The sequence below is a fragment of the Terriglobia bacterium genome (assembly GCA_020073085.1).
Lineage (GTDB): Bacteria > Acidobacteriota > Terriglobia > JAIQFV01 > JAIQFV01 > JAIQFV01.
In genome coordinates, this window is sequence record JAIQFV010000012.1 from 134,319 (window position 1) to 148,824 (window position 14,506).

Annotated in this window: 9 protein-coding genes; 4 read left to right on the forward strand and 5 right to left on the reverse strand. The window is 57.2% G+C overall.

Annotated elements, in window-relative coordinates; translation table 11 throughout:
* Positions 1–102: 102 nt before the first annotated feature.
* The 5 genes from pta to LAO21_14055 all read right to left on the reverse strand — a co-directional run bounded on the left by pta (position 103) and on the right by LAO21_14055 (position 8,678).
* Positions 103–1,140 (reverse strand): phosphate acetyltransferase, encoded by a 1,038-nt coding sequence (gene pta, locus LAO21_14035; GenBank protein MBZ5553838.1) that lies wholly within the window; start codon positions 1,138–1,140, stop codon positions 103–105.
* Between the two features lie 15 nt (positions 1,141–1,155).
* A complete protein-coding gene (locus LAO21_14040) occupies positions 1,156–2,232 on the reverse strand; it encodes a tetratricopeptide repeat protein (GenBank protein MBZ5553839.1) in 1,077 nt (358 codons plus the stop codon).
* 61 nt (positions 2,233–2,293) lie between these two features.
* Complete coding sequence (locus tag LAO21_14045; GenBank protein ID MBZ5553840.1) at positions 2,294–3,697, reverse strand: sigma-54 dependent transcriptional regulator; 1,404 nt, start codon at positions 3,695–3,697, stop codon at positions 2,294–2,296.
* Positions 3,698–3,728: 31 nt separating this feature from the next.
* On the reverse strand, positions 3,729–6,668 hold the full coding sequence (locus LAO21_14050; GenBank protein ID MBZ5553841.1) for a PAS domain S-box protein: 2,940 nt from the start codon (positions 6,666–6,668) through the stop codon (positions 3,729–3,731).
* Between the two features lie 759 nt (positions 6,669–7,427).
* Complete coding sequence (locus LAO21_14055; GenBank protein ID MBZ5553842.1) at positions 7,428–8,678, reverse strand: thiolase family protein; 1,251 nt, start codon at positions 8,676–8,678, stop codon at positions 7,428–7,430.
* 161 nt (positions 8,679–8,839) lie between these two features.
* Between LAO21_14055 and LAO21_14060 the strand changes: the two genes are divergently transcribed.
* From LAO21_14060 to LAO21_14075, 4 genes are all read left to right on the forward strand, one after another.
* The gene (locus LAO21_14060) at positions 8,840–9,847 is read left to right on the forward strand and encodes a GntR family transcriptional regulator (protein ID MBZ5553843.1); all 1,008 of its coding nucleotides are present in this window, start codon (positions 8,840–8,842) and stop codon (positions 9,845–9,847) included.
* A 219-nt stretch (positions 9,848–10,066) separates the two neighbouring features.
* Positions 10,067–13,135, forward strand: a complete 3,069-nt coding sequence (locus LAO21_14065) for a TonB-dependent receptor (protein ID MBZ5553844.1) — start codon at positions 10,067–10,069, stop codon at positions 13,133–13,135.
* 417 nt (positions 13,136–13,552) lie between these two features.
* Positions 13,553–13,813 (forward strand): helix-turn-helix domain-containing protein, encoded by a 261-nt coding sequence (locus LAO21_14070; GenBank protein ID MBZ5553845.1) that lies wholly within the window; start codon positions 13,553–13,555, stop codon positions 13,811–13,813.
* Positions 13,814–14,136: 323 nt separating this feature from the next.
* Positions 14,137–14,506 (forward strand): hypothetical protein (locus LAO21_14075; protein MBZ5553846.1); only part of this gene is annotated, 370 nt, incomplete at its 3' end.

Here is a 14,506-nt window from a genome sequence, read left to right on the forward strand (position 1 = left end):
AGCCCCGCGCTTTTTCTTTCTGCGGGGCGAAAGAAAGGCTGTGGCTTACCATCGACCCGTGACCGCATCGAACGCAGTTTACCTCACGTTTTCCTTACGCCACTACCCTCGAGCGGCCGCAGTTTTCCGGGCAAGCGCCTGGACCGCCGTAATGGCCGTCACGTTCACAATGTCGTCGGGGGAGCATCCGCGCGAAAGATCATTGGCCGGTTTGTTAAGCCCTTGTAGCATGGGGCCGATGGCCGCTGCCCCCGCCAGCCGCTCCGTCAATTTGTACGCAATGTTTCCCGAATTCAGGTCGGGGAAGACCAGTGTGTTGGCGCGGCCTTTCACCACACTGGTGGGAGCCTTGGAGGCGGCGATCCTCGGGATGAGCGCTGCATCCACCTGGAGTTCACCATCAATCACCAGGTGTGGAGCGCGCACCTTGGCGGTCCGCACCGCTTCGATGACCTTATCAATCAAAGGGTCTGCTGCGCTTCCCTTGGTCGAGAAGGCCAGCAAAGCGACCCGCGGTTCGACCTCCAAAAAAGTTCGGGCACTTTCTGCGGCGGCAATGGCAATGTCCGCCAATTGCGTTGCATTGGGATTGGGGACGACCGCGCAATCCGAGTAGACGAGCGCCCCCTCGACGCCGAAATCGGAGCGCGAAACGGCGGCGTTCTCCGGCAGCACCATCAAGAAGAAGCTGGAGACAATGGAGCATCCGGGGGCGGGGCCAATGCACCGGAGGGCCGCCCGCACGGTGTGCGCCGTCGTATGGCTCGCCCCGCCGACCGTCCCATCCGCCTCGGCCGTGCGCACCATCATCGCCGCGAAGAACATCGGATCCTGCATGTCCTTTTCGGCCTCCTCCTGCGTCGTCCCCTTGGCTCGCCGTCCCTCATAATAAATTTCCACGAATTTCCTGGTGAGCGGGGAGCGTTGGGGCGAGACGAGGTGTGCCGCGTCGATGTTGACGCGGATCTGTTGGGCGCGGGCGCGGATGGCCGCTTCATCGCCGATAATGGTCAGGCGCGCCAGTTTTTCATCCAGGATCTTCTCGGCGGCGCGCAACGTTCGATCGTCTTCCCCTTCCGAGAGGACCATGTGTTGAGGGTTCTCCCGGGCTCGGGCCTTAACTCGATTGATGATGTCCATGATTTATGGGATTCCTTAAGGATTGGAATGATTCCGTTTCTGTCGAACGCGATCCAGGGCGGATTGTGATTCTTTGCTGGGAGCCAACGTGTTGGCCTGAAGATAGGCGGCCTCGGCAGCCTCCAGTTTGTTTTGCTTTTCGAGTACAAATCCCAGGATGGAAAACAGCGAGGGTTCCTGGGTCATGCTTTGAGCCGCTTTGGTCAGGGCGGCCTCGGCTTCCGGAAGTTGTGAATTGAAGGCGTAGGCCTGCCCCAGATCAAATTGCAGGGCCGCCGACTCGGGCTGAAGGTCGGCTGCCCGTTTAAGAAACGAGACGGCTTCAGGATACCGCTTCAAGGCCAGAGCGGATCGCCCCGCCAGCAAAAGCGCTTCCGGGCCGGCGGGCGGTTTGTCGACCAATTTCTGTGCCAGGCGGAGGGCTTCTGTCAGTCCTTTGTTCTTTTCCCTCGCCTCCGTCTGGGAGACCGCCTTGGCAAAATAGGTTTGGGCGAGATACAACGCGGCCTGTTGGTCCTCAGGATTCAATGTCGTGGCCCCCTTCAGCGCCGCAATCGCCTCGTCGTATTTCTGAAGATGATAATAAGCGATTCCCAGTTGCGCCTGCAGCGTCGCATTGCGGGGATTTGAATCCGCGGCTGCCTTGAGTTCAGGGAGCGCCTGGGCATAGTCCTGCTGGTTGAACAGGGCCGCGGCCCGCAAAGTTTTCAGCTTGTCGAGATCGGACGCTTCGGTCGCATTCGCCGTCGCCGTCGCAATCGCGGCATTGAGCTCGGTATACTTTTGTGCATCGAAGTAGGCCTGGGCCAGGGCCAGCGAGATCTGGAAGTTCTTCCCGTCAAGCGTTTGGGCCTTCTTCAGGGACTCGATCGCCTTGTCATAGTTCTTCAGCCGCGCCCAGCACAGCCCCACGATGTAATGGCCCTGGACATAATTTGGATCGGCACGCAACTCCTCCTCGTATTCCTGGATGGCCTGCTCATACTTGCCCTGGGCGAAGAAACTGGCGCCTTTGATGAAATCGGCGCGTCCAAGGGCAGGAACCGCCAGCACACCGAGGCAGAGGAGGGGGAGCAGCAGACGGATCTTCATCGCAGACCCATTCTAGGGAATGGAATCGTTGAAATCAAGGAGAGTTCTCTGCGGGAAGGGGTCAGTTTTCTTTCTTGCGTTTGATTTCGATGGCGAGGCGTTTGATCTTCTGATTCAGGGTGGACAGCGGGACTCCCAGCTTTTCAGCCGCGTTGGTCTGGCTCCAACCGGTCTTCTCCAGGGTTTCCAGGATGACCTGTCGCTCCACAGAATCAAGAATCTCGAAGAGCGTGGCATTTTCCTTGAGCGCGACACTGCGCAGCATCCGTGTCCCGGGGATACTGGATTCAAAAATGGACTCCGGCAACAGGGCCACATCGACCGATTCCGAGGTGCTGAGGACGACGGCCCGCTCCACCGCATTTTCCAGTTCGCGGACATTGCCGGGCCAGTGGTAGTCCATCAATACCTTCAGTGCCTCCGGCGTGAACCGGACCGGGGCCTTGGCATTGTCCTGGCAGTACTTCTGAATAAAGTGCTCCACCAACAAGGGGATATCTTCCTTCCGCTCGCGCAGGGGGGGCAACTGGATACTAATGACGTTGAGCCGATAATACAGGTCCTCTCGAAACTTCCCCTGCGTGACCAGACCCTTGAGATCTTCATTGGTGGCGGCGATGATGCGGACATCCACCTTGATGGTGTCGATTCCGCCCAGGTGCATGAACTCGCGCTCCTGGATCACGCGAAGCAACTTGGCCTGGGTTTCCAATCCCACCAGGCCGATCTCGTCGAAAAAGATCGTCCCGGTATCCGCCACCTCGAACAACCCTTTCTTGGCAGCGATGGCGCTGGTGAAGGCCCCTCTCTCGTGGCCGAACAAATTGGATTCAAGCAGGTCGGCCGGCAAGGACCCTGTATTGACGGGGACGAAGGGTCGCTCGGCGCGCGGCGAAATCGAGTGGATGGCCTTGGCGATCAATTCCTTGCCCGTGCCGCTTTCGCCCTGCACCAGAATGGTGGAGCGCGACGGGGCCACCTGCGAGACGAGGTCGAAGATCTTCAACATCCGCTCGCTCTTGCCCACGATGTTGGGGAAGTTGTACCGCTCTTTGAACGCCCGCTTCAGCTGGAGGTTTTCAATGAAGAGCTGGCGTTGCCGGACGGCGTTTTCGATGTCGATGAGGAGCTTTTCATTGTCCCAGGGCTTGGTGATGAAATCGTTGGCGCCCGCCTTGATCGCGGCGACCGCGTTCTCCACCGAGCCGAACGCCGTAATCATGACGACGGCGAGGTTGTGATCCATGGTCCGGATTTCCTTGAGGACCTCCAATCCGTTCTTTCCCGGCATCATCACATCCAGCAACACCACGTCATAGCTTTTTTCCCGAATCCGCAGCAGGCCCGGATCTCCCGCCTCCGCTTCATCGACCGCGTATCCTTCCGCGGTCAGCAGCACCTGCAGGGATTCGCGGATTTCCGCTTCGTCGTCAATGACCAGGATGTTCGCTTTTTCGGAAGACATACGATGTGATGGTGAAGCCGCTGCCGGAGGATCAGACGTTGACGACTCTCTCTAATGAAGATTTAGGATGTAGGGCCGGAAACTCCAGGGTGAAACGGGTGCCGCGCCCCGGCTGGCTCTCCACGTCAATTTTCCCGGAATGCTCTTGAATGATGCCATAGCTGACGGAAAGGCCCAGCCCGGTGCCGCGCCCGGTTTTTGTGGTGAAGAAGGGATCGTAGATTTTTTTCAGATGCTCGGGTGAAATGCCCGACCCGGTATCGGCCACCTCAATGACCACCTCGGAGTTCCGCGCCTGCGTACTCACTGTCAGGATGCCGCCCTGCACCATGGCGTCCTTGGCATTGAGGAACAGATTCAAGAACACCTGCTGGAGCTTGCCCCCATTGGCCTGGATGGGGGGCAATTCCCCGTCCAGATTCCTCTCCACAGCCACCTTCGCCGTCCGGAACTGATGGTCCAGCAGGGAAAGCGTTTCCGTGATGATCTTGTTGCAGTCCACTTCGGCGTATTGCGTGCCGCTGGTCCGCGAGAAACTCAGCAACGCGTTCACGATCTCCGAGGCTCGAAACGACTGTTTGATGATCTTGTCGACGATCTTCATCTTGGGATCGTCCGTCTTCAATTGCTTCTGGAGCATCTGGGTGTAACTCGAAATGACCGCCAGGGGCGTGTTGACTTCATGCGCCACGCCGGCCGCCAGCAGACCGATCGAGGTCAGTTTCTCCGACTGCATCAGCTGGTCCTCGAGGGAGGCGCGGTCCGTCACGTCGTCAAAGAGGATCAACTTCCCTTTGATACTGTTGTCGCGGCTGATCAGCGGCGTCACAGCGATGTTCACCATGCGCCACGCGGCCTCTTCGCCATGGGAGTCTCCGTTCCCTCCCGGAATCCCCATCCTTGCAGGAGCCCTCAAATTGAACCGGTAGATTCGCGCGATGGAATCTTCTCCCCCGGTGGTGCTTCCCAGGGCCGCCGTGGCCACACTGCTGTTGTACACCCGCTGAATGGCCCGAAGCAGATCCTGCGAAAAGACCTCTTTAAGCGGACGGCGTAGGGCCTGAGACCTCGGAACGCCATAGAAGCGCTCCATCTGGGAGTTCCAGGATTCGATCCGGTCCTCCAGGTCCGTCGTCAGGATGCCGACGTTGATGGACTCCACGATGTTCTCCAGGAAGTCCTTCAGGCGCTGCGCCTCAGTCGCCTCCTGCTCCAGCGACTGGTACAGCTGCGCGTTTTCAACGGCGATCCCGACATAACCCGCGATGGTCTGCAACAGCTCGAAATCCTCGCTCGAAAGAAAATCGCCCTGGAGGGTCTTGCCGAGGCCGATCACCGCGATAATGGAGTCCTTCACCACACACGGCAGGTAATAGTTGAGGTCCAACTGCCTCAGCGTGGCGTGCACCTCAGGCTTCTCCTTCAACAGCGACTTGAAATTTTCGTAAAAGAGATAGCCCCGCCGTAACTCGGGCCGGTCGGGTGACAAGAAACTGAGATTCACGTTCGAAATATCGCGGATCCCCAATGCCTTCGCCACTTCAAAGGGTGCCGCGGCGGAATCCTTTCGCAGGAAAATTGCAATCTTGTTCACCAGCAAGGTTTGAGAGATTCGCTCCACCACAGAGTTCAACATGCGCTCCAGGTGGACCTCGGAACTCAGCGCGCGGCCGAACTCAATCATCGTGGTCCGGTAATCGTAACGCTCCTGGTAAAAGAACTTGTCGAGGCGCACCTGGATCCAGTTGCGGACGGGGGCAAACAAGAAGGCCGCGACCACCGTCGTCACGACACTCACCACGCGCGATCCGGCAATCGCATTGCTGAACATAATGCCGATCGCCGCCACCACCGCGAAATAGAGGCCTACAATCATCAGGGTGGCCAGTGTGTAAGCGGCCCCCTGTTTGAAAATAATGTCCACATCCATCAATCGATAACGGATGATGGCATATCCGAACGTCAGCGGGATCAGGATCAGCGGAAGAACGGAAAGGTTCATCCACAGGGTGGGGAGATGTCCCAGGAAATAGGGCACCGCATACCCGATCGAAAAGGGGACCACGGCCGCCACTGCGCCCGGCGTAATCCACTTCATCTGCTGCTTCAACTCGGGCGTATCGGCGCGGCGATAGGTGTCGACCAGGCTCGCCGTTCCAACCAGAAAATAAATGGCGGAATAGAGGATGTCGACCCGGTCGAGAAGCCACCGCTCCGGCAGAGTAAAGCCCGAGGAGAAAAAGGTGCCCGTGACAAACAGGATTTGAAAGCCCACCAGGACCAGCGCCGGAACGTACAGGAAAGCGAGCAGGAACTTTCGCGATTCCAGGACTTTCTTGTACCGGGGAAAAGACAGACAGAAGTGCACGAACAGGGGAGGCTGCAACAGCAAAGCCGCCGAATTGGCCCAGTAGATACACCAGTCGAAAAGATTGAGCTTCCCGGTGTAGGAAAACGCGTACAGAACAAACGAGGCCACGCAAAAGACATAAAAAAGCGTCGCCCGAGGGGCTTCCCACCGCCTGACAAAAATGAAAATTCCGATCAGGAGATACAAAAAGCCAATAATCTCTAAATAGAATTTTAATGAGGCCCGCGTGTCCTGCGGCGCCACAATGACCCGCGAATCGATGGGAACGCCTTCCCGGATGAGGTGATAGTTGGCCTTGCTCCAGGTGCCCAGCCGGAACAGCTGCTGGGTCACATCAATCGCATCCGCCACCTGGTGCCCTTCAATGGAAACCAGGATGTCTCCAGCCCGGATCCCTGCCTTGTCTCCCGGTCCTGCTGGTTCCACGATCCAGGCTTCGATCCCCTTCTCTGAATCTCTCCACGAAACTCCGTCGTCGGGGGCAATCCAGGCATTCAACTCCGCCCGCTTGATGAAATTGATCACACCAAACACAATCACCGACACGGTGATCAGCGCGATCACAACGGACTTGAACGAAAATGGGACGATTCGTGTCATGCGTCTCTGCTACCAGCAATCAATGGTCATGCTACTCAAGGCGGGCTTGTTTGTCAGTTGTGAGTCGCTGTTGTGGAGCCGGGATCCTGAACTCAATTCAGCGGCGCCTCTGAAGAGCAAAATCATCTCAAGCCGTCGATCGTTAGATCCCTCGCCGGCCGACTCTAGGTCACTGACAAACCACCCTATTCAATGCAACTGAGTTGCCACATTTTAGAACATTACCCATATCGCCAACAATATGATTTTGAACAGGATATTAATCCTCTGTCCAACCGATAGAGAAATCTACAATTTCCTGAATTTGTGCTATGAAAAATTAAATATCCGTGCTTCCAAAAAACGCTTCGCCGTAAACGTGCTCGAGGTGCCATTCCAGCCTTTCATAATCCGGTCAAGCAGGTCGGTAGAGGGCCGCCGGCATCCAAGGAAAACTTGAATTCCTGGAAAGTCCTTCAGCTTCGGGGGCCCTTCGAAATGAGACTCATGCTTCCGTCGGATCATGTCGTCTGATTTCCAGGCTTCGGTTTCTGGAGCGAGTCGTATTGTAATACTAAATCCGTCCTGCTGAAAATTTGTGCCGAGCGTCACTTCACAATCGAGAAATCCCAGACTGTGGGCGTGTATTGGTTTTGCGTGGGGCTCAATTCGACCAGGCAGTACTCGCCTTCACCGAGTGGTTTCTCAGGATACATCATCCACCAGACCCAAGGGCACCTCTTCCCATTCATTCCGCTCCATGGACTTGAAATCGATAGATTACGACCGCTCCACCACGAGTGCCACTCCCAGGCCCCCGCTGACGCACAACGTGGCCAATCCCCGCTTGGCTTGACGCTTCTCCATTTCATGAACCAGCGTCGTCACGATGCGGGCGCCCGTGGCTCCGATGGGATGACCGAGGGCAATGGCCCCTCCATTTACATTCAGTTTTTGATGATCAAAATGCAGTTCGCGATCGCATGCCAGGACCTGGGCTGCAAACGCCTCATTCAGTTCGATGACCTCAAAATCCTCGAGGCGGAGCCCGGTCTTTTTGAGGAGCTGGCGCACAGCGGGAACGGGACCGATCCCCATCCTCCGAGGATCGACCCCCACGCTGGTCCAATCGACGATGTGGGCCAGGGGCTCCAAATGATGCTGTTTGGCTTTTGCCGCCGACATGAGGAGCACCGCGGCTGCCCCATCGGTGATGCCGGATGAATTTCCGGCCGTGATCGTCCCCGATTTTGAGAAAACAGGCGGAAGGTTGTTGAGGTCCCGGATCGACACATCCAATCGCGGATGCTCGTCCCGGGTGACCAGCGAGGGGGCCGATTCCAGGCCGCCCCGTGAAACGCTTTCATCGAGGGCGCGAGACTCCTTGGGATGATCCCCGTTGCGTTCTACCTTGGTGGTCAAATCCACCGGAACGATTTCAGAATCGAAGCGGCCCCCGAGAATCGCCTGTCGGGCTTTCCACTGGCTTTCGAGCGCATAGGCATCCTGCTCTTCCCGCGAGATGTGGTACTCCTGGGCCAGCAGATCGGCCGTCTCACCCATGATCATCTTCGAAAGGGGACACAGGAACCCGTCCCGATACATTCCGTCGACCAGGGCCTGCGTTCCCAGTCGCGCGCCCCATCGGGCACTCTCCAGGTAGAACGGAAGGCGGCTCATGGATTCTGTTCCCCCGGCCACAATACAATCCTCGTTGCCGAGGGAAATCTCCTGGGCGCCCAGGAGGATGGATTTCAGACCCGAAGCACATGCCATGTTCACGGTAAACGCAATGCGCTCCTCCGGAAGGCCGGCGCGCCACAGGATTTGCCGGGCCACGTTGGGCCCACTTCCGGCTTGCCGGGCGCAGCCAAAGATCACCTCATCGATCTCAGACGGATCCAGGCCGGCGCGTTCAATGACGGCGCGGGTCACCACCGATCCCAGGTCTGCGGCGGAAAGGTTCTTCAGAACTCCCCCGAATTTTCCAATGGGTGTCCGCTTCGCCGCGACAATGTATACTTCGCGCATTCGGATGCCTTTCCCGAGAGTGATGGCCTCCAAATTATCTCACAAATTTCCCCGCCCGACTGTCCCCGTGAAGACCGAACCCTCCGATGACCTGAAATTTGCTAGAATGGCGCTGCTGAGCCGATTCGAAGATTGACTCCTCCAAAAACGCGGGTGGCGCCATGCAATTCTCTCTCGACAAATCCAGCAAGTTGCCCTATTACGATCAGATTAAGAGTCAATTGACGGCAGCGCTGCACATGGGGAGTTTGATTTACCACGAGCAACTCCCGACTGTCCGTGCCCTGGCTCGCCTGCTGGGGGTCAATCCCAAGACGGTTCTCAAAATCTATCATCAGCTCCAGACGGAGGGCCTGGTCGAAGTCCGTCTCGGCAGCGGGGTCCAGGTCGGGGCCATCGAGCGGACCCGCTTCGAACGCAGTTACTATGCGTCGGTGGTGTCGATGCTGGAGCGCCATCTCGAGGAAGCAGGGCGCATGCAATTTTCAGAAGGGGATTACCTGGGCCTGCTCCGGCAAGTCATCGATCCGAACAAGCGCCGCCAGATCGCCTGCCTGGTCGTGGAATGCAACACCGAACAAATCCGGCTGTTTGCCTCCGAGATCTCGACGCGCATCGGCATCACCGCGCATCCCATCCTGATCGACCATCTCAAGGCCCATGGCCCGCGGGTCGCCTCGCTACTTTCGAAGGCCTCCTTTCTGGTCACGACCGACTTTCACTGGGAAGATGTCGAGCGCATCGCCCTCCTGCATCACAAAATTCCCCTGAAGATCCGGCTGCGGCCGGAATTCCTGACCACCCTCATTCAGTGCGCGCGGAAGGGGGGGATTTTGATGGTGGTCTCCAACATGGACTACTATTCCAAATTCCGTGCCGCCCTTCGTGACCTGGGGTATGAATCGGCCCTGAGGCATATTCATGCCGTGCTGGCTTCCGATCAGCAGGAACTCACTTCGATACTCTCCCATGTCAAACACATCTATGTCTCCCCGCTTTGTGGTGACGGCGTTCTCGACCGCCTCCCTCCGACGATCCGCAGGGTTGATTTTCCGGAGCATCTCTCGGTGGAATCGTTGAACTCCCTCCGCACGGCCATCTTCATCCGGCACCTGCAAAGGGTCCTCCCCCGCGCCTCCCTGCGGCCCGGGACCCGCCCGGCAGGGTAAAAAGGGAGCAGCGTCCTCCTCAAGGCCCTTCTGGAACAATCTCACAAAAAAATTTAAATTGTTCCATTGCATGGAACAACCGTCTTGGGCTATAAGCACCCTCATATATTACGACTAGGGGAACGTTAAGTCTGCCGGGCGTATGCTCGGGTTGGAGTTTGAAAGACAGGAGTTACCACCGCACAGGAGTGTTTAACGCAACCTAAACACGGAGGGAGTATGGTGTACACACATCTCACGACAAGAAGTTTCCTGTTGGTCGCCGTCATTGCCTTGGCGCTGCTACTGCTCCTCACCGCGGCCACCCAGGCGCAGTCGGCCGGGGCCATTTCAGGACTGGTCACCGACGCGCAAGGAGCCGCCGTGGTGGGCGCCAAAGTAACGGCGCATCACACCGCCACCGGTCTGGAACGCACCACGGTGACCGGACCGACCGGTCAGTATCAGTTTGCCGCCGTGCCGATCGGCACCTACAAGGTCGAGGTCCAGGCCCAGGGGTTTCAAACCAAAGTGGCCGAAAGCGTCCTCGTCCAGGTCGCCCAAACCACCGACCTCGATATCGCGCTCGTGGTCGGTCAACTGAGCGAAACCGTAAATGTGGAGGCCTCGGCCCCGGTCATCGAATCAACTACGATGTCGGTGGGCGCGGTCATCCCCCAGCGGACGGTTCAGGAAATTCCCCTGAACGGGCGGCATTTCGTTGATCTGGGATTGCTGCTTCCCGGATCGGTCGTCCAACCGCAAAACGGGTTCCTGACGGCCCCGTTGCGCGGACAGGGCGCCTTCGCTTTCAACACCGCCGGAAACCGCGAAGATACTGTCAACTTCATGGTCAACGGCGTCAACCTGAACGACATGGTACAGAACCAGATCACGTTCCAACCGTCCATCAATACCGTTTCCGAATTCAGCTCCACCAACTCGACCTTCAGTGCGGAGTATGGACGGAACAGCGGCGCGATCGTGAACATCGCGACGCGTTCCGGGAGCAACCAGTTCCATGGAGAAGTCTTTGAGTTCCTTCGCAACAATGCCATGGATGCAAACAACTTCTTCGCCAATCAAGCCAACCTGCCCATCGCCCCGTTCAAGCGCAACCAGTTCGGCTTTAACGTGGGGGGGCCGGTGTGGTTGGGACCAAGCCATTCCGGAAAGGACCGCACCTTCTTTTTCTTCAGCTATGAAGGATTGCGCCAGCGCCAGGGTTTGACCTTCCCCAAGGTCACCTCGGTTCCCACCGCCGCGCAACGGGCCGCCGTGACGGACCCGACCGTTCTCAAGCTCCTGCCTTTCATTCCGGCAGCCAATGTCCCAGGGACCAACAGCTTTATCGGCACCGGGACAGCCCCGGTGAATATCGACCAACTGACGGGCGACGTCTCTCACCGTATCTCCGATAAAGATTCCATTCACGGCTACTATGCGTTCCAACGCGATCTGCGCCAGGAACCCAGCCTGCAGGGCAATAACATTCCGGGATTCGGCGACACGCGACAATCCCACCGGCAGATTTTTACGCTGGATGAAACCCATATTTTCAACGACCGGACGGTCAATGATTTCCGGATGGGGTTCAACCGCATTCACATCCTGTTCTCGCCGAACGCGACGTTGGATCCGGCCACCTTCGGGATCAATGACGGCGTCACGGGCACCCTTGGTCTTCCACAAATCAATATTACCGGCTCGGCTAACCTGGGTGGCCCTGCAGGATTTCCCCAGGGTCGGGCAGACACGGGATATCTCTGGTCTGACACCCTCAGCTACCTGGTCGGAAAGCACTCCCTGAAAATCGGAACGGAACTGCGCCGCTTCCAAAACAACAACCTCAATAACGACATCGGACTGATGCAGTTCACGAGCCTTTCAAGTTTCCTCTCGGCCACCGCGACATCTTTTAGCGCCACGCTCGGCGCCGTGGAGAGCGGCATCCGGACAACCGGCTTTGGCCTCTTCGTCCAGGATAACTACAAGGTTTCGTCGCGCCTCACCCTGGAACTGGGGCTGCGCTGGGACATGAACACCACGCCGACCGAGGTCAACAACCGGTTTGTGAACTTCGATCCAGTCACGGGCAAGTTGGTCCGCCTGGGCTCCGGGATCGATCAGGTCTACGGTTCGAATAACAAGAACTTTGGGCCCCGCGTCGGCTTTGCCTGGGACCCGTTCGGTAATGGCAAGACCTCGATCCGCGGCGGTTATGGTCTGTACTACGATCAACCGATTACCAACTCTGTCGCCAATCTTTCGACCAATCCTCCCTTTGCGAATCCCGTGTCGGCGACCGGGACAGTCTCGCTGAGCAATCCGCTGGCGAATTCTGCTTCGGTCCCCGCGACGAGCCCGGCCGCCATCAACCCCGACTTCCGGAATTCCTATGTCCAGTCCTGGAATCTGAATATCCAGCGTGAATTGGCCAAGGGCACCTCCGTGCAAGTCGGCTACTTCGGCTCAAAAGGCACCCACCTGCGCATGTTTCACAACATCAATCAGCCTCTTGTGCCGGGTAACAACCTGACGCGACCCTACGCGGGCTTCTCAAACATAGTGCAGGTCGACAGCCCCTCGCCCTCCACTTACAACGCCCTGTGGGTCAGTGCCACCAAAAGAATCTCGCACGGGCTGCAGTTCAGCACCTCCTATACGTGGTCCCACTCCATCGATTGGATCTCGCTCAGCTCCCCCGCCGCATCCACTATGATGGCGCAGGACAGTTTCAATCTGCGCAATGAAAAGGGTTCCTCCGACTATGACGCGCGGCACCATTTCAACATCAGCTACATTTACGATCTCCCTTTCAAAGGAAATCGGCTGGTGGAGGGATGGCAGATTTCCGGAATCACGACGTTCCAGTCGGGCAACCCCCTGGACATCATTGTGTCGGGGGCGGGTCCCACAGGCTTTGCCACACGACGTGCCAACGTGGTGGGGGATCCCTCGGTGGGTAATCCGACCGTTGCGCAGTGGTTTAACATCGCCGCCTTCTGCTCACCCGGAGCGGCCGGCTGCGCCGGCCCGGCTGTCTTCGGCAATGTGGGCCGAAACACGGTCACCGGACCGGGGTTCAACAATTTTGATTGGTCGATCATCAAGAGAACCCGGATCAAGGAAAGTATGAATGTGGAATTCCGGACGGAGTTCTTCGACCTCTTTAACCATCCCAATTTCGGTCAGCCAGGACGTGTCGTGGGCGCCTCGAACTTCGGACAGGTGACCAATACGCGTTTTGGGACCGGCGATTCCGGTTCTTCGCGCCAGATTCAGTTTGCGTTGAAGTTCATGTTCTAGGAGGTTTTTGGCGGGACGTAACCTTGGCCGTCCTGCTTGTTACCAGTTTGGAGCGGGGGGAACTCAGGCAGACCCGCCTCGACGATTCGGGATTGCCAGATTCCGAATCACCGGGGAGGTGAGGGAACTTCGCTTCAATGTACGCCGATGCTACCTCCTGTGACCAGGGGAGAAACCCTTCTCCCCTGGTTTTTTTCCATAGGGATGGCAATCGGGAATTTGAAATGGTTGAGTACCTGAATTTGAGTCGGCTCCAGAGCGGCAGGTAGAAATCGTGTCGCCCGATTTCTCGGCGAAGCCTTGAGGAAGCCTCTCTGTAGCAGAAATAGCGCCCCTCCCCCACAAATTTCGGATTTCAGGGTGAATCGTGTAGATGGATTGTTGAACCGCCATGGGGAAGTGTTGGAGGCCCCCTCCGTGCACTTACAAACTGAATTAACCACCCTCAATGAAGAGCAGTTGCTGGATTTCTATCTGAGCCTTTCCCTTCAGAAGCGTTCGGAAGCATTTGCCTCGACCGCCCGGGCCGCAGAAATCGCGGGCCTCTCGCAGCGCACGATTCAATTCTGGATCGAGGTCGGAGCCATCCGCGCCCTTTGTGTGGGAAGGAGATACCAGGTCAGCTTGGATTCGCTGAAGGCCTATCTGAGGGCCAAGGCCGAACGGCAAGCAATCTGACCGGGGGCAAAACTTTTTCACGCAATTCGCGCATTGGGCGCAACTGGCGCATTACGCGCTAGACCTTCGTCCCGCCATGACGTATAAACCCGCCTTCACCATCATCAAGAATCGTTGACTCCAGACAAGGTAGTTTAACCCTTTAAACATGAGGAGGATCCTCAATCATGACTCTACAATCATGGAAGCTCTTTGTCAGGACTGCCTCGAAGAGGTCATTCCTTTTTCTGGGGATAATCTTCCTTTTTCATTGTCCTTCTTGCGTCTTATTTGCCCAACCGCCTCAACCGCAGAGCCCACTTCCGCCGCCCTCGGGAAAGATGATGGAAATGGATAATCATTTACATGGGGCGTTTTATTCCATACAAGAAGGATGGAAGTCCACCCTCGTGCTCAACAATGTCATCGGTAGCACCAGTCGTGCTATGATTACGCTCTACAACAAGCACGGCCAGGCGTTGGCGGTTCCCGAGATAACCCTCAACCCCCATGAAAGTCGATACTTTAATGTCGCTGAATGGCTGACGGGAGACGACGGGGATATGGATGATTTTTCGGAAGGCAGTGTGGAGGTCTTCTTTCACGGCATCAGCATGAGCCTCGGAGCGCAGCTTGTTGTTTCGGACGAGCGCCGAGGCCTCAGCTTCGATGTTCACTTTGACGAAGATATGGATTTTGTCTCTTCACAGCTCG

Bases quoted from the DNA above. Each gene is read 5' to 3' on its own strand.
- LAO21_14050 (MBZ5553841.1), bottom strand. From the start codon at position 6,668: ATGACACGAATCGTCCCATTTTCGTTCAAGTCCGTTGTGATCGCGCTG.
- LAO21_14060 (MBZ5553843.1), top strand. From the start codon at position 8,840: ATGCAATTCTCTCTCGACAAATCCAGCAAGTTGCCCTATTACGATCAG.
- LAO21_14045 (MBZ5553840.1), bottom strand. From the start codon at position 3,697: ATGTCTTCCGAAAAAGCGAACATCCTGGTCATTGACGACGAAGCGGAA.
- LAO21_14055 (MBZ5553842.1), bottom strand. From the start codon at position 8,678: ATGCGCGAAGTATACATTGTCGCGGCGAAGCGGACACCCATTGGAAAA.
- LAO21_14065 (MBZ5553844.1), top strand. From the start codon at position 10,067: ATGGTGTACACACATCTCACGACAAGAAGTTTCCTGTTGGTCGCCGTC.
- LAO21_14040 (MBZ5553839.1), bottom strand. From the start codon at position 2,232: ATGAAGATCCGTCTGCTGCTCCCCCTCCTCTGCCTCGGTGTGCTGGCG.
- pta (MBZ5553838.1), bottom strand. From the start codon at position 1,140: ATGGACATCATCAATCGAGTTAAGGCCCGAGCCCGGGAGAACCCTCAA.